Raw genomic sequence first — 17,130 nt, 5'->3', positions numbered from 1 at the left:
TCTTCATAATCCTGAAAAATATAGCAAAAAATGTTTATTGTTTCAAACTATTTAGAATTCTAAATAAAGCTTATTTTCAAACTTAAACTTCTTTATCGTTGTTTTCAAACGGTATAGTAAATCTTCAAATGTTTTTCCATCATTAGGATAAAAGGCCCATGCAATATAAAACAAACCTGTAGAATAAAATTTTTTATCAATACATGCTCCTGTTTCTGATAAAATCTCCTTTGATAATATATCAAAAAATTTCCTATAATCTTGATTACAATTAAGGCTCATCCCTATAAAGGAATCAGAGCCAGAACGCATAACTCTAATAAATTTTCCACTCTTTATCATACCTTCAGCAAGCTTCTCTAAAATTTGGTTACCTTTTTGAATACTGCATTTGTAGTTGATATATCCTAAATTTTTAATATCAACATAATAAAGGCAAAACGGCTGTGATCTTCTAATAAATTTATCCACAAACCTAACAAAGCTGTGGATTCTATCAGCTCCGGTGAAGAAGTCGCGCTCAAAGATCTTTTTTCTCTCTTTTTCAACCTCAAATAGCTCTATATATTCATCTTCTGTTTTTTCAATAATATACCCATCAATTAAAACATCCTTAATTTTGTTAAGCAATTCTCTATCGATAGACACATGTTTTAAAATATCCAGCGCCTCAAAAACCGAGTATCTTTCCTTCTTTCTATACGCCCTTGTTGAAGTTAAGGCATCAAATATATCGGCAATAGAAAGAATTCTTGTAAAAAAATCGATCTCTTTGCATTTAAGACCGTCTGGATAACCACTACCATCGCATCTTTCGTGATGATGCTTTACACTTAAAGCAATCTCTTTAAACTGGTCTATATCCTTTATTATCTCCCAGCTAAAAACGGGATGGTATTTGATTATCTCAAATTCATGATGGGATAGTTTACCCGGTTTTAACAACACCGAATCCGGTACACCTATTTTACCTAAATCATGCAACAATCCTGCCACATAGAGAAGGTTCTGCTCCCTTTCTGTTAGATTCAGATAGTCAGCTATCCGTTTTGAATATAAGGCAACTCGCTGAGAATGCCCTTTTGTATAACTATCCCTGATTGCAGCAACCTTCATCAGAGAAAAGATAAATTTTTCCTCATTTGTTGAAACAACCCTGTTTAGATACCCCAGTCGTTTAAAGGAATAAATCGCAAGAACAAGCTGCAAACCTATCCTTTTCAAAATCATCTTATGAAAACCTATATCCTTTATCGGTTCGACAAATCCGTAAGCAAACGAAGCAACAACTTCGCCGTTGTATTCAATGGGCACAAAAATTCCATTTACAACTCCAAGCTTTTTTGCCTCCAAAGACGGCTTAAGATTAAATCTATCAATGGCTTCTTTGTAAGTAACTGTTTGTTTGATACCCATTTTATACATCTTATAAACTATCCAATCCTGCACCTTCTGTGTGGGCTCTTTAAAAAAGTATGTAAAGTTTCTATCTTTTGAGAAAACACAGTAGATATTATCGTAAGGCATGATAAAACCGGTAATATAAGAATCCACTTTATAAAGGATTTTTTTTAATATGCTTTCAAGCCATTTATCAAAGGGTATATTTAAAGCATCCTTCAGGGAAGAGGAAATTTCTATAGACAAACCGCCAATAGTATCATTGAATTCCAACTTCATATCTTTTTCTTTATAAGAGACAACGGATGCTATTGCACTGCTTACAATAAAGGCATTATCACAGTCATCTTGACTAAAAAAACCTGTTTTAAGTTTCGAAATCTGAAGAACACCATAAAATTTATCGCGGCTTAAAAGTGGCGTTGATAACAGAGATTTTATATTGTTGCACAACTTTGCATCTAAGCGATTCTTGTAGGCATCATAATCTGAAATGTTTAATTGACGCTTACTGTTTAAAACCTCCTCAAAAGCCCCTTTCAAATATATTGTATCGGCTTGTGTTTCTTTATATCTATCTTTAAATAGATGTTTAAACTCTATTACACCAGAGCCTTCATTGAACAGTTCAACATCAATAAGTCCCAGATTAACACCATCTGCATCAAAAGACTCCTTAATCAATTCCAATAACTCTCTATCATTTTCATTTACTTGCCATTTATTTAATATAAAGGACAGCAAAGCCTTTAAGTCAGACCTCAAAAACTCCCCCTATTGCAAAAAAGCTATCATAAATGTAAAATTATATCAAGAAAAGATTAATGGCTTAAAAGTTTTAAAAATGCATCCCTATCGATGGGTTTGCTAAATAAATATCCCTGAACATAATCGCAGCCAAGCTCTTTTAGTATGTCAAGCTGCTGATTTGTCTCAACACCCTCTGCTGTTGTTTTTAGACCAAACTCCTTTGCTATATTAATTATAAGCTTAACAAGGCTCAAATCCTTTTTACTTTTCACCATTCCCCTTATAAAGCTTAAATCTATCTTCAAAATATCTATGGGTAGCTCCTTTATGTAAGTTAGAGAGGAAAAACCTGTGCCAAAATCATCCACAGCAATCCTTATACCTTTTTGTTTCAAACTACTTAGAACCTTTTTTGTATGCTCCGTATTCCCGAAAAACACCCTCTCAACAATTTCAACAGTCAACCATTCTCCATCCAGCCCATACTCTTGAAGGCTATTTTCCAAAAATTTTGCAAGCTCATCCCTTTTGAAACTTGCAGCAGACAGATTAACAGATAGAGGAACCCTGTTTGTCATCAAAGAGATTGTCTCTAAAGCCTGTTTGACTATATACTCCTCAACTTCAACCATAAAGTTTGAGTTTTCAAGCACCTCGATAAATTCTATCGGAGGCACCACCTTTCCATTACGAATCCACCTTATCAACGATTCTGCACCTGCAATTTTACCATCTTTTACCGAATAATAAGGCTGATAGAACAGAACAAACTCTTTATTTTTGAAAGCGTTATAGAGTCTATTTTTTAGCTGAATATTCTGAATAATCTTTTGATGGGTAAGTGGTTTGTAAAATTCTATCTCGTTTTCTTTTGATCGTTTTGCAGCAACAAGCGCAGACTCAGCCCTTGCAAGGAGCTTTTCTGCCTCTGTTGCATCTGAGGGATAAAAACTCACGCCCATATAAAATGAAGGTGTAATGGTTATATCATCAACCATAATCGCTCTGGTGAGTTCTTTTAATAAACCATTCAGCCTTATAATCGCATCCTCTTCAAATGTGAAATTTTCAAGGTATATACTGAATTTATCACCTGCAAAACGCCCTGCTATGTCGTTATTTTTTAACTGCTTCACAATCCTTTGGGCAATCTCTCTTATAACAACATCCCCCACCCTATAGCCATACAGCTGATTTATGTAAGAGCAATCGTTAATATCAACAATGGCACAAACACCCAGACTATCCTCGCTAACCTTTAGTAATTCATTAACACTTCTTATAAATTCATCCTTGTTGGGAAGCCCTGTTAAAGAATCATAGCGGGAAAGGAAAGCAAGTTTTCTTTTTAATTCAATTTCCTCCGTAATATTTCTGCCCACTGAAATATAGTATCTCTTGCCATCCTCCTCATACGGTATGATCGTTGTATAACCCTCAACAAGCCTGCCATCTTTTGTTCTGTATGTTATTACATCACTGAAGATTTTACCCTCTTTGAGATGCTTTAGAAGCCTTCTATTAAATGCAAAATCGTGTACTCCAGATGAAAATACCGTATGCTTTTTACCCAGCATCTCCTCTTTTGAGTAGCCATGCATCCTTATAGCTTCATCGTTCATATAGATGATTCTAAAGTCTTCATCCAAAATCACGACATAGGATTGACCTGCATTTAAGGCAACATTGATAATCCTGCTAAAACGCCGTGAATAAGCCAGTACAATGGCAGCATCAATATCCCTTTTTGCCTGCAGAAGCAGCTGATAAACAGGTTTTGTAATTCTAAAACCCCTATCAAAGATAGATATCAAAGCCCAACGAGGATTTCCTACGCCATCTTTTATAGGAATTGCAAAACAATTATCAAGGGAATATTTTTTTAAGAAACTACCAAACCGCTCTTTTTCCTTTTTTGAGGGCATCTTTATGTTGTCTGACAAAATGGCTCTTTTAAACGGCGCGTCAAAATCCAGTGGTTTCAACATCTCAAATACTTTTTCAACAAATCCTTCGTATATATCGTTTTTATAAAATGTTTTTAAAACTTTAAAATCGTCATTTGAGCTATCATACTCAACAACAAAACTCACAGCTGCGGATAATTGATTAACAAACAGCTCAGGTAAGCTGTGGATAATCTTATCTTCGTTATCGTTTTTTATCAGCATCTCGTTGAGTTTATAAATTGTTCTATAAAGTCTGACAAACTGGCGAATCTTTAGGTGTTGTAGATAGGGTATAGTGCTATCCCTTAAAATACCCACAAACTTTTTCTTGTTTTTAACCATATCGACCGCTGTTATAGTAACACTTAAAACTTTTTTTACTTTATAATTATCCTTTATTTTATATGTAAAACTCACACTGCCTTTTAACTGCAACTCTCTATATACAGGATGCTTTTTGCAATCTCTATTCCCCTCTCCAACCAAAAAAAGAGGAGATTTGCCTATCAGCTGCTTCAATGAATTATCAGTAAGCTTTTCCACTGCGGCATTGGCAAACTCGATCTTGCAATCGTCATTTACTACCACCACACCCTCATTGATCTTATCTAAAACATCACCTACAAGTTTCAAGTATCTGTAGTTATCAATCCTTTTTAAGGCAAACTCAACATCAAACTTTAGCTCTTTTAAAAGATCTAAATACTCATCGACAAATGCATCTGTATGCTCTGAAAAAACAAGCAACACATACTCAACTCTGCCGTTTTTAACTACAGGCACAGCACAGTTAGATAAAAAGTTGTATTTCAATAAATCATCCCTCCAGAATGCCATTGCAGGGTTTGTTTTTGTGTTGGGGTTTATGGCAATGATATTGCTTTGAAAGGCTCTTGCAGCCGTTCCTGAGCCCTCAGGCGATTTACCATCCACCGTTGCAATAACTCGCTCAAAAAACTCCCTGCCCTCTCCTGATACATGAACAATGTTTACCCTTTTATTCTCATCTATACGGGCAACAACAGCGGCTTTAAACCCAATACCAACTAAAGAATCGCAGATATTTTTAAACAGCTCCTTTTCGTTTTCGCTTTGTATAATAATTTGATTAATCTCTTTTAATGCCACATAGATCCGCTTGAGGTGCTCCTGCTGTGTTATATCAAAACCAAACATTACACCGTATTTTTTATTTTCAATCTCAATAACATTTGTATAGATGCTAAATCGCTTTTCGTTCCCGTAAGCTGTTTTAAACCGCATACTGATAAATGGAGAATACAAAACAGAGCTATCCAATTTTTCAAAACTCTTTTTGCACAGCTCTTTAAAAGGATCAGCTATAAGATCGCAGATTTTACTGCCTTTTATACTATCAAAACTATAACCGGTTGAAGATAGAAAGGTTTTATTTACAGCGACAATAGCACCGTTTATGTTAAAAATCACTACACTGATGTTTTTTAAGGTATCGAATAACTCTTTGACATCATTAAACTTGATACTCATACACTCACCTCTTCGATGTAAAAGTATATGAATAAACATACATTGATGTCAAGCCAAGGATGCCAAAAAAACGGTTATCGTTGAATAAATCAAATGAAAACGATAGAATTTTTACATGGGAAAAACAGGGGTTGCAAATCTTCCACTTCACGGCGGAAAAGCACCGCGATGGCTATTTGAAAGAATGGTAAAGCTATCAGGCCAGATTGCCTATATCATTATAGAAGAATACTCAACAGATGAGCTTTTAAAAAGACTTTCAGATCCTTTCTGGTTTCAGGCGTTGGGATGCGTGGTGGGATTTGACTGGCATTCAAGTGGTCTTACAACAACCCTGTGTGGTGCCTTAAAAATTGCGCTAAACAATATGAGTTCAGAAACTGGCCTTTTTGTGGCAGGTGGCAAAGCCAAAACGGCACTAAAAACACCTTTAGAAATAGACTCAATTGCAAACAGATACGCATTAAACGGCAATTTTTTTAAATATGTTAGTAAAACCACAGCCAAGGTTGATAATGTGGCAATTCAGGATGGCTACGATTTATACCACCACAACATATTTTTCACAAAAGAGGGCAACTGGTGTGTTATTCAGCAGGGTCTAAACAACTCAAACAGCTATGCAAGAAGATACCACTGGCTAAAAAGCATAACCTATTCATTTGTTGATGAGCCACACAGCGCAATATTTAGCACAATCAAGCATGCAAGAATCTTAAATCTTACAGACAAAAAAAGCAAACCTGCTCGACATTCAATTGTAGATTTTACAAATCAACCTCTTTATGCTATAGAAAAAGAACTATCAACAATAAAAAGCTTATCAATGCCAAAAAGGCACTACATTTTGCCTGAGGATATTAATTTTAAAAGACTGCTAAAAGGGCTTGAAAAAATCAGTGAGTTTAAACCATCCGATTTTGAGTTTTTGCTTGGCATCAAAGGCGTGGGCAAAAAAACAATCAGAGCTTTAAGCCTTATAAGTGAGATTATCTATGGCAAACCGCCCAGCTTTAAAGACCCAGCACTTTTTAGCTATGCACACGGTGGTAAAGACGGCCATCCTTTTCCTGTAGAAAAACGCATTTATAATGAAAGCATTGAGGTTTTAAAAAATGCAATTGAAAAGGCAAAAATCGGCTACTACGATAAGCTAAGAGCACTCAAAAAACTGCATACTCTTTTCAACTAATCATCACAGCTATCAGACTCTAAAAATTTAATAAACTTTTCCCACCTGTTTTTGGAGATATTGCCCCTTTTTATAACAATTTCATCATCCTTCTTGACAACATTGCCACTCTTAACAAAAGCAATTAGTCCCAGACCGTCCTTTTTTACATGTTTTTTGTTTTTATCTTTATACATCTGTTTATCTGCCAAAGCCACAAGCTCCTCTAAGTTTTCCATATATTCATAAGCCGTTGCATATCCAACAGACACACTGCAGCCAAAATCTTTAAGCTCTCTGCACTTTGCATTGATTCTTTGGCAAAATTTTTCAACAGCCTCTTTGGGTGTATGGCATAATAAAACAGCAAATTCATCACCACCAACCCTTGCCACTATATCGTCCTTCCTTGCGGAATTCTTCAATGCCAACGCTACATTTTGCAAAAATCTATCACCCTCTTTGTGACCAAAATTATCGTTGATAAATTTTAGATTATCTGCATCAGCAACAACAACACTTATAGGATAGTTGCGCTTCACATTAAGCCTTCTAAGTTCCTCCTCAAAAAAGTGGCGGTTATACAAACCTGTTAGGCTATCGTGAAATGTTAAATATCTAAGTTTCTCTTCAGCGTCTCTTTTTGATGTTATATCCTCTCCAGCTGATACCGTTGCCACTATATTGCCATCATCATCCCTTATAGCCGTATTATGCCAGGCAATCAGTTTTTTACCCTGCGGTGTTATAATGTGATTTTCATAATAGCTGTTAAGTTCTACCCTGCCGTTTATTATATCTTTAAAAACCTCTTTAACCTGATTTTTCTCATCTTCAGGCAAAAAATGATCAAACCAGTTTTTACCTATGATTTCATCACGCCTTACACCCACCGTTTCTTCGGTTTTTTTATTTACATAAGCAACCCTCATTTCCTTATCAATCACTACAAAAAGCACATTTGCAAGATTTAAGTATGTTTCGAATTCCTCCCTTTCCCTTTCAAGCTTCTCTTTAAGTTCATACTGCACACTCACATCTATGCCTATGGCAATGGAACCCTTAGGTTTACCGTTTTCATCCTTTATGTTTTTTGAATACCACCGAATAATCTTTTGTAAACCATCTTTTGTTGTTATGGTTGTATCAAAATCTTTAACAACTTCATCTTTGTTAATAATCTTCAAAGCCAAAGAAAAAATCTCATCACGATACCTTTTTGAAGGATACAGCAACTCCCAGATTTTTGTGCTATTTAAAACCTCATGTGTTTTATATCCACTGATTTTTTCTGCGCCCTTGTTCCACAAAACTACCTTTCCATACTTATCAAGGGCATTAACCCATACAATATCCGTAAACACAATTTCAGATAATATATAAGCTATATTTAGAGTTTCTCCAGCTACACATATACATAGATTTTCATATTCATAGCAGTTTAAAAATAAGTTACACTCGTCTAACCCGATATGTTCAATATGTTTGCATTGACTATTTTTAATTAGATCGTAAAACCTTTCTTCTATAAATTTATTTTTACAAACCGCATTATTTTTTAAAACGTGAAAAGATTTGGTTATTTTGTTCCATATAAAGATAGCCCCACTTTCATTTCTCATATTACAAATCATTATCTACATTTCTATAAAATTTGCAACTTATCAATAATTTTTATTTTCAGTAAATAGAAATTACACCCAATTCTTCAAGTCTATCATTTACTCTACATTGAATTTCATCAATTGTTTCTTTATCAACATGGCTATATCTACCTTGAGCTTTAAAATACTCTTCAATACCTATAAGTTTCTTGGGTTTATAGGTTATTCTTATTTTTTTACCAGCCTCTTTTTCCATTAATACAAAAAAACCACTCTCTACGGCGAGCCTTAAAACCTTTATAGAATCTTTAGAGTCAATGCGCCACCCGGGCGGACATGTGCTCAACAGATGTATAAACCTAAAACCTTTAAGGTCTCTGGCTTTTTCAAATTTTCTATAGAAATCCTCAGGATAGGCTATCGTTGCAGTAGCAACATAAGCAGGGTTATGAGCTGCAATAATGCTAAACATATCCTTTTTATCATAAATAATTGGATTTCCTGCGGGTGTTGTGGTAGTCCAGGCACCTGGTGGTGTTGCAGAACTTCTCTGAATACCTGTATTCATATAAGCCTCATTGTCGTAGCAAACATAAATAATATCCTCTTTTCTTTCTGCCGCACCGCTTATCGCCTGAAGTCCAATATCAAATGTTCCACCATCTCCGCCCCAACACATAACATTTATATTATCGTCGCCCTTTTCAACAAGGGCATTTTTTATACCACTTGCAACCGCTCCTGCTGTGGCAAACGGCACATGAATAAGAGGAACCTGTAAAGCCGTTGAAGGTAAACCTCCAGCAATGATAGACCAGCAACTTGCTGGTATAACAACAATGGTATTTTCACCTAAAGCCTTTAAGGCATGCCTCATCGATAACCCAGCCACACAGCCGGGGCAGGCGAAATCCCCTCTATTTAAATACTCAACATTAGAAATCTTGGTAAACTCAAACATTTCTATCTCCACAATATTGTTTTTTTATTAAATGTATCAAGCTTTGACACGATACTCACAATGTCATCAACAAAAACCTCTTTACCTCCAAGAGAAATAATAAAATCATAAATATCGGGCTTTTGTCTGCTATAATACAAGGCGCTTTTTATCTCCTGTGTTATAGTGCCGCTGCTTCCAAAACTTACTGACCTGTTAAATACCACAACCTTTTTTGCATTCTCAATAGCTCTGATGACATCCTCTTTTGGAAAAGGTCTAAAATACCTGATTTTTAGAAGACCTGCTTTTATGCCTTTATTTCTGAGGGCTTCAACAGCCACTCTTGTGGTGCCGACCAATGCCCCTGCGGTAACAAAAATTATTTCTGCATCATCACACATCACTTTTTCTACAAAATCATATCCCCTTCCAAATACCTCTTTAAATCGATTATGAGCTTCCTCAATCACATCAAATGATTTTTCCATGGATAATTCTATATCTTTCCTTAACTCATAAAACATATTCCCTTTTGCAGCATTGCCAAAACTCATAGGGTTGTTTACATCAAGAAAAAAAGCTGGTTTATACTCAGGCAAAAATCTATCTGCCTCCTCCTGGGTGGGAATATCCAAAACCTCAAGGGTATGTGATAATATAAAACCATCTATCATAACCATAAAAGGCAAAAGAACCCTTTCTGCTACATAGAAAGCCTGTAAAATGCTATCCAATGCTTCCTGAGCTGTTTCGCAATATACCTGTAACCATCCCAGATCTCTTTGCGACATACTGTCTGTTTGATCTGTCCAGATATTCCAGGGGGATCCTATAGCCCTATTTGCATTTACAAGAACCACGGGCAATCTTGCACCAACAATCCAGTGCAAAACCTCATGCATTAAAGCAAGGCCATGAGAGCTTGTGGCTGTAAATGTTCTAACTCCTGTAGATGATGCACCCATGGCAGCCGCAGCAGCAGAAAGCTCCGATTCTACTCTTATAAATTTTGCCTTTAATTCACCTTTTTCTATCATTTCAGATAGAGTTTCAATGATGTGAGTTTGTGGCGTAATTGGATAGGCTGGTATTACCTTTGGCTTTGCAAGTTTTACACCCAAAGCAATAGCTTCGCTTCCAAGCAACATATCTTTTGACATTATTTATCCTCCACTAACTCAATAACACCTCTGGGACATTCAACAGAACACACGCCACATCCCTTACAGTAATCATAATCAAATTCAACTTTATCCTGCACATCTATACAAACATCCGGACAATAAAACCAACAAGTTTTACATTGATTACATACACCACAGCTAAAACAACGCTTGGCTTCTTTCAAAAGTTCATCCATGGATAATTTCAGGTTAATTTCATCAAAATTTTTATTCCTTACCTGAGGTGGAACTTTCTTTGGTTTTATCGGTTCTACTTCTGGAAAATAAAATAGATTTATGCTATCAAACCCGACTATATCAAAACTATCAAAATCCTTTGTTGATCTTAAGAAATTATCATTAATATAAGGTTCTTTGTGCGGCATTCCACCCAAATATTTCATAATCTTATAAGCTTCACGCTTACCTGAAGCGATAGCTTCTATTACGCTTTTTGCTCCGTGGGCATAATCACCACCAGCAAAAACACCATCATCCTGCCCAAAATTGAACTTTTTCTTTTGCCCCGTTGCAAAGATAAGCATATCAACAGTTCTTTTTTCTATCTTATCACCAGGGATAACATCTGAACCCTCAATCTTTTTAACATTCCTGAGGGTAAGATTGATTTTATCTTCCTTTTTTAGATGGTCCACAACCATCTTTTCTGTAATCTTTATGCCTTCTTCTAAAGCTTCATTTTTTTCCTCTTCAAATGCTGGAGCCTCTTTAAGTGTCCTTCTGTAGATAATCTCCACATCCCCACCCATTCTCATGGCAACTCTTGCCACATCAAATGCGGCATTTCCACCACCAATAATGGCTATTTTTTTATCTTTCAAAGAATCAAATTTAAAACTATCCATGTTGAAAACCCTTAAAAACTCATAACCAGACCAGACCCTGCTGTTATCAATGGTAATATTATCAGGAATATTGATATCCATAAGGCCTGTTGAAATAAATATTGCATCAAAAGAGCGTTTTAATTCTTTAATGTTATCCGGTGTTATTAAAGATCCAGTCTCAATAGTAATATTGCCCATTGAAATGATATTCCCTATCTCTTTTTCAACTATTTGTCTTGGCAATCGATATTCAGGGATTCCCGTAACAAGTAATCCACCAGGTTTATTTTCCTTCTCAAAGATTTTTATTTCAAAACCATTTTTTGCCAGAAAATAAGCACAACTTAAGCCAGCTGGACCACTTCCAATAATTGCAACGCGTTTATTTCTTTTTACTTTTGGTTTATTATAAGGTATATTAAGAGCGTAATCACCAACAAACTTCTCAATTTCCCTGATTTCTACAGAACCATCGTAATTTAACCTATTACACTTTTGCTGGCAGAAATGAGGACATACCCTACCGCATGTAGCCGGAAATGGATTTTCATTTCTCAAAATTTCAACAGCTCCTCTGATATCACCCTTTAAAAGATGGTTTATATATAATGGAATATTGGTATTTGCTGGACAACCTATACTGCATGGGGAAATTTTTTCTCTAATGATGGGTTTCATAAACCTCCAGGAGCTGGTTAAATTAACTTCGGTTGTTGTAATAGATATGGGAAATCGCTTTATATCCTCTTTTGAAACCACATCCTGATATTCAAGACTTTCCATAAATTGCCTCCGTCAGGCTAAATTATAGGCTTCTTTCAAAGCCTCAATATTTTCTTTGGGCTTTAGAGGAACAAATCTCTCAACAGCTTTAGCTAAAGAATCAATAGAAACAGAGTTGGACAATCTTGCAAATATCCCCAGAATAGGCACATTGATTATGGGCATTATTCTGCTTCCAAGCCCATATTTAACAGCAATACTATTTACATCTCTAACTAAAACATTGAATTTTCCTTCAAAAACAAATTCTTTTGCCTTTTTTGTGTCGTTAATAATAATAAATCCATTTTCCTTTAAACCCTCTGTTACATCAATTACTTCAGCAAGTTTTCCTGTCATTACAATAACATAATCTGGATTTTTTACAGGACTTCTTAAATTTATAAATTTGTCATCCACCCTTACAAAAGCAGCAACAGGAGCTCCTCGCCTTTCTGCACCAAAGGTTGGAAAAGCCTGAGCATATTTACCATCAAGAAAATGGGCATAGGCAAGTATTTTCGATGCAATAACGGCCCCCTGACCACCTCTACCGTGAAACCTTATCTCAATCATTTCTGTATCCTTCTAATCAGTCTGAAATAAAACGGCCACAGTTTTGGCAGGTTTTGAATTTAAAGCCCTGAATCCATGAGAAATCTCTGACTCAAAATACAATGAATCCCCCTCATGTAGTTGAATAGGCTCGGAAATATCCGTTATAAATTCTATGCTTCCTTCAAGTACAAGATGAAATTCCTCCCCTTTGTGTGAAAACATAATAACATCTTTTCTTTCCCTGGGTTCAAAGGTTACAATGAATGGCTCCATATGTTTGTGTGCCTTTTTGTGGGCAAGCATTTCATAAATATACCCTACATTAATATTACCTTTTATACCCCTTCTTTTTGAGGTAATGCGCTCATCCTTCCTTACAACTGCAATTTTACTATCAACCTCGTCTTTCATAAAGAAATAGGCAATTTCAACTTTTAACGCATTTGCGATTTTCATCAATGTGGAAATGGGGGGAGACACCTGCTCATTTTCTATCTGAGAAATCAAAGCCTTCGATAAACCAGTCTTTTCGCTTAATTCCTGAATAGTCAATCCCTTTGATTGCCTCAATTTTCTAATTTTGCTTCCCAGTGCAAGATCTTTTAACTCTCTCTTAAGATTTTCAGGCATACCACACCTCTTTACCATTACTTATTTTTGATAAAATAAAACAGAAATTTGATTTTGTCAAACAAATTTTATTGCAATAAATATCCAATCATGCGTAAATCAATCGAACTTTTTTAGAAAATTTCACTATATTTCTTTTATTTTACACTGAGATAAAGAAGCTGGTGCCGGGGGCGGGAATCGAACCCGCACGGAGCATAGCTCCAAGGGATTTTAAGTCCCTTGCGTCTACCAATTCCGCCACCCCGGCCTTGTGGAGGCGGCACCCGGACTCGAACCGGGGATCAGGGTTTTGCAGACCCGTGCCTTAGCCAGCTTGGCTATGCCGCCAGAGGATTGAATTCTGCATAAATAAAAATGGAGCGGGAAACGGGACTCGAACCCGCGACCCCGACCTTGGCAAGGTCGTGCTCTACCAACTGAGCTATTCCCGCTCTCGACGAGTAAATAATAATAAATTTTTACCGCTTGTCAACAAAAAAATGCCCGCACATCGTAGTGCGGGCAGAAACTCTTTTACCCTTTCTTAAAGATAATCTCATTGCCTTCAATGTCGGCTATAATTTTATCGCCTTTTACAAACCTACCCTCAAGGATTGCTTTTGCTAAAGCATTCTCAAGCCTATTCTGGATGTACCTTCTCAAAGGCCTTGCGCCAAATACCGGATCAAATCCTTCATCGGCAATCCTTTCAATCAAAGCCTCGCTAAACTCTATTGCATATCCAGCTTCCTCAACTTTGGCCTGGGTCTTTTTAAGCAATAATCTCACAATCTTCTTAATCTCATTCCTGCCAAGCGGATTGAACACGATAATCTCATCAACCCTGTTTAAAAATTCCGGTTTAAAATGCCTCTTTAGCAACTCATCGATGGCCTGTTTGGCTTTCTCAAACTCAATTTTATAGGCATCAGTTCCAGGCTCACCCTTAATTCTTGTTAGATACTCACTACCAAGGTTGGATGTCATGATTATCACTGTATTTCTAAAATCAACCGTAACACCCTTTGAGTCTGTGAGCCTTCCATCATCAAGCACCTGAAGCAGGATGTTAAACACATCTGGATGAGCCTTCTCTATCTCATCAAGCAATACCACCGAGTATGGTTTTCTTCTTACAGCTTCGGTTAGCTGTCCGCCTTCTTCATAACCTACATATCCAGGCGGTGCACCGATAAGCCTCGAAACAGAGAACTTCTCCATATATTCACTCATATCGATTCTTATCATTGCTCGCTCATCGTCAAAGAGATACTCAGCCAATGCCTTTGAAAGCTCCGTTTTACCCACACCCGTTGGGCCTAAAAACATAAACGACGCAATCGGTCTGTTTTTATCGGAAAGCCCTGCACGGGAGCGCAAGATCGCATCACTTACGGCTTTTACTGCATGATCCTGACCTACAACCCGCTCTTTTAGTTTATCCTCCATTTTAAGCAGCTTTTCCTTTTCGCTTTCAAGCATCTTGGATACGGGAATACCTGTCCATTTTGAAACAATAGCTGCTACTTCCTCTTCAGTAACCTCCTCTTTGAGGAGTCTGTTTTCAATAGAGTTGAGCTGTTTATTTTTCTCCTCAAGCTCCTTTGTTAGCCTTGGCAGTTCACCGTATTTAAGCTCGCTTGCCTTTTCAAAATCACCATTTCGTTCGGCAATCTCGATCTGGGTTTTGACTTTATCTATTTTCTCCTTAATCTGCCTTATCGATTCAATCAAACCCTTCTCATACTGCCAGCGTGCCTTAATTTCATTAAGCTGCTCTTTTAGCTGGGCAAGCTCCTTTTCAAGCTCCTCAAGCCTTTTTTTAGAATCCTCATCGCTCTCTTTCTTCAACGCCTGACGCTCTATCTCAAGCTGGGCAATCTTTCTGTTTAGGTTATCTATCGGCTCAATATCACTTTCAAGCTGCGTTTTTAAGCTTGCCGCTGCCTCATCTATCAGGTCAATAGCCTTATCGGGCAAAAACCTATCGGTGATATACCTATGGCTTAATACAGCTGCTGCAACAATGGCTGAATCCTTTATCTTCACACCGTGGTGAAGCTCATATTTCTCCTTCAAACCCCTTAAAATCGATATGGTATCTTCAACTGATGGCTCTTTTACATAAACGGGCTGAAATCTTCTCTGCAGGGCTGCATCTTTTTCTATGTATTTTCTATACTCTTTAAGCGTTGTTGCACCGATACATCTCAATTCACCCCTTGCAAGCATGGGTTTCAGCATATTGGATGCATCCATCGAACCCTCTGCAGCACCTGCGCCCACAACGGTATGCAGCTCATCGATAAACAGAATGATTCTACCCTCAGACCTTTTAACCTCGTTTAATACGGCTTTCAGCCTTTCCTCAAATTCTCCCCTGAATTTTGCACCAGCAACAAGGGCTCCTAAATCAAGCTCTATAAGTATTTTATCCTTTAAACTCTGGGGCACATCGCCTTTTGCAATCCTCTGGGCAAGACCCTCAACAATAGCTGTCTTACCTACACCGGGTTCACCTATTAAAACAGGATTATTTTTGGTTCTTCTTGAAAGTATCTGAATCGTTCGCCTGATTTCATCATCCCTGCCAATAACAGGGTCTAATTTGCCGCTTCTTGCAAGCTCGGTTATATCCCTACCGTATTTCTTTAGCGCTTCATACTTCTCTTCAGGGTTTTGATCCGTAACCCTGACACCACCTCTGATATCAACAAGGGCTTTCATTAATTGATCTTTTTTAATATTGAAATGCTGAAAAACTCCTGCTGCATCGCATTTCTCACTTAACGCCAAAAGAAAATGCTCAACAGAAATATACTCATCCTCCATTAATCGCATCTCTTCTTCTGCACGCTTAAATACATCATCAAGTTCCTGCGTTATGTAAAACTGCGTGGCTGTTGAGGATGTCATCTCAACCTTTGGTATCTTTTCAATCTCATTATCGACAAACGATGTAAATGCAGCTATATCAACACCCAATTTTTTTAATACAGATATAGCCACACTATCGGGATCTGAAATAATAGCCCTTAATAGATGCAGGGAACCTATCTGCTGATTTTTATGGGCATCTGCTATAGATTTTGCATTCTGCAAAGCCTCCTGCGATTTAACCGTTAGTTTGTTAATATCCATTTTCTCCTCCTTCAATTATTTTTTTGATGGCAAAACCAGCAGGGAGTCAACCCCCCCTGCAGGCATTGTCATCATATTATTTTTCCTCAGACTCAATCGGAATCTCTTTGGGCTTGGATTCTGGTTTCTTTGGCAGAGATATTGTCAAAACACCATCCTTATATTTAGCCTTGATGCCTTCAACATTTACATTGTCAGGCAACAAGAAGCTTCTTGAGAAGCTTCCGTAGGCTCTTTCCATTCTGTAGTAGTTCTTGCCCTCTTCTTTCTTTTCAAATTTCCTCTCGCCGTAGATGGTCAATGTGTTGTTCTCAAGGTTGATCTTGATATCCTCCTGCTTCATCCCGGGTGCTTCAACCTCGATGTTGATTGCATCCTTTGTCTCGTAGATGTCAACAGCCGGCATCCACTCACCGCTTTCTTTAGCAGTCGCCCTTGTTGGCAATAAATCCTCAAACACCCTGTTTAATCTCTCCTGTAATGTTGTTAACTCTCTGAAAGGTTCAAGTGCGTTCAACATGGCTCTCACCTCCTTTTAGTTTTCTTTTTTTTCGCTTCTAAATATAACCCTGATAGTGATATTGTCAAGTCTCTGATAAAAATTTTTTAAATTTTTTATTTTTGGCGTAAAAAAAGGATTTTTAAACTCAAATAACCTTGACAATATTATTATAAAGGTTATATTTAATGGTGTAAAAACATCACAGAAAAAGGAGATG

Annotated in this window: 11 protein-coding genes and 3 tRNA genes; 1 reads left to right on the top strand and 13 read right to left on the bottom strand. The window is 37.0% G+C overall.

Annotation, left to right across the window (positions count from 1 at the left end; genetic code table 11):
- Nucleotides 1-51: 51 nt before the first annotated feature.
- Together EK17_RS01740 and EK17_RS01735 are read right to left on the bottom strand one after the other, a co-directional pair.
- Nucleotides 52-2,166 (bottom strand): HD domain-containing phosphohydrolase, encoded by a 2,115-nt coding sequence (locus EK17_RS01740; protein WP_035586942.1) that lies wholly within the window; start codon nt 2,164-2,166, stop codon nt 52-54.
- 56 nt (nt 2,167-2,222) lie between these two features.
- Entirely contained in the window at nt 2,223-5,609 is a 3,387-nt protein-coding gene (locus tag EK17_RS01735) for an EAL domain-containing protein (RefSeq protein WP_035586940.1), read from the bottom strand.
- A gap of 115 nt (nt 5,610-5,724) precedes the next feature.
- On the opposite strand from EK17_RS01735, the gene EK17_RS01730 reads away from it, so the two are divergent.
- Complete coding sequence (locus tag EK17_RS01730) at nt 5,725-6,801, top strand: DUF763 domain-containing protein (protein ID WP_035586939.1); 1,077 nt, start codon at nt 5,725-5,727, stop codon at nt 6,799-6,801.
- Here EK17_RS01730 and EK17_RS01725 read toward each other — a convergent pair.
- From EK17_RS01725 to EK17_RS01675, 11 genes are all read right to left on the bottom strand, one after another.
- Nucleotides 6,798-8,402 carry a sensor domain-containing diguanylate cyclase gene (locus EK17_RS01725; RefSeq protein ID WP_035586938.1) on the bottom strand — a complete coding sequence of 535 codons (1,605 nt, stop codon included), beginning with the start codon at nt 8,400-8,402 and terminating at the stop codon, nt 6,798-6,800. The two genes, EK17_RS01730 and EK17_RS01725, sit on opposite strands and share 4 nt — an antisense overlap.
- A gap of 58 nt (nt 8,403-8,460) precedes the next feature.
- On the bottom strand, nt 8,461-9,345 hold the full coding sequence (locus EK17_RS01720; RefSeq protein WP_035586937.1) for a thiamine pyrophosphate-dependent enzyme: 885 nt from the start codon (nt 9,343-9,345) through the stop codon (nt 8,461-8,463).
- Nucleotides 9,346-9,347: 2 nt separating this feature from the next.
- Nucleotides 9,348-10,487, bottom strand: coding sequence for a transketolase C-terminal domain-containing protein (locus EK17_RS01715; protein ID WP_035586936.1), 1,140 nt, complete (start codon nt 10,485-10,487; stop codon nt 9,348-9,350).
- Nucleotides 10,487-12,121, bottom strand: coding sequence for an FAD-dependent oxidoreductase (locus EK17_RS01710; protein WP_035586935.1), 1,635 nt, complete (start codon nt 12,119-12,121; stop codon nt 10,487-10,489). Before EK17_RS01710 ends, EK17_RS01715 begins: the two co-directional genes overlap by 1 nt.
- 12 nt (nt 12,122-12,133) lie before the next feature.
- The gene (locus EK17_RS01705) at nt 12,134-12,676 is read right to left on the bottom strand and encodes a 2-oxoacid:acceptor oxidoreductase family protein (protein ID WP_035586934.1); all 543 of its coding nucleotides are present in this window, start codon (nt 12,674-12,676) and stop codon (nt 12,134-12,136) included.
- A 12-nt stretch (nt 12,677-12,688) separates the two neighbouring features.
- Nucleotides 12,689-13,288: a helix-turn-helix domain-containing protein gene (locus EK17_RS01700; protein ID WP_035586933.1), complete on the bottom strand. Its 600-nt coding sequence runs from the start codon at nt 13,286-13,288 to the stop codon at nt 12,689-12,691.
- A gap of 162 nt (nt 13,289-13,450) precedes the next feature.
- Nucleotides 13,451-13,538: transfer RNA gene (locus EK17_RS01695), tRNA-Leu, on the bottom strand.
- 4 nt (nt 13,539-13,542) lie between these two features.
- Nucleotides 13,543-13,618 (bottom strand) — tRNA-Cys (locus EK17_RS01690).
- Between the two features lie 28 nt (nt 13,619-13,646).
- Nucleotides 13,647-13,722 (bottom strand) — tRNA-Gly (locus tag EK17_RS01685).
- An 82-nt stretch (nt 13,723-13,804) separates the two neighbouring features.
- A complete protein-coding gene (clpB, locus tag EK17_RS01680) occupies nt 13,805-16,411 on the bottom strand; it encodes an ATP-dependent chaperone ClpB (RefSeq protein WP_035586931.1) in 2,607 nt (868 codons plus the stop codon).
- 76 nt (nt 16,412-16,487) lie between these two features.
- On the bottom strand, nt 16,488-16,931 hold the full coding sequence (locus tag EK17_RS01675) for an Hsp20/alpha crystallin family protein (RefSeq protein ID WP_035586929.1): 444 nt from the start codon (nt 16,929-16,931) through the stop codon (nt 16,488-16,490).
- Nucleotides 16,932-17,130: the final 199 nt, after the last annotated feature.

Origin of the sequence: Hippea jasoniae (genome assembly GCF_000744435.1) — a bacterium.
Classification (GTDB): domain Bacteria; phylum Campylobacterota_A; class Desulfurellia; order Desulfurellales; family Hippeaceae; genus Hippea; species Hippea jasoniae.
Note: the sequence above shows the minus strand (reverse complement) of the source record. Positions and strands in the feature narration are given on the sequence as shown.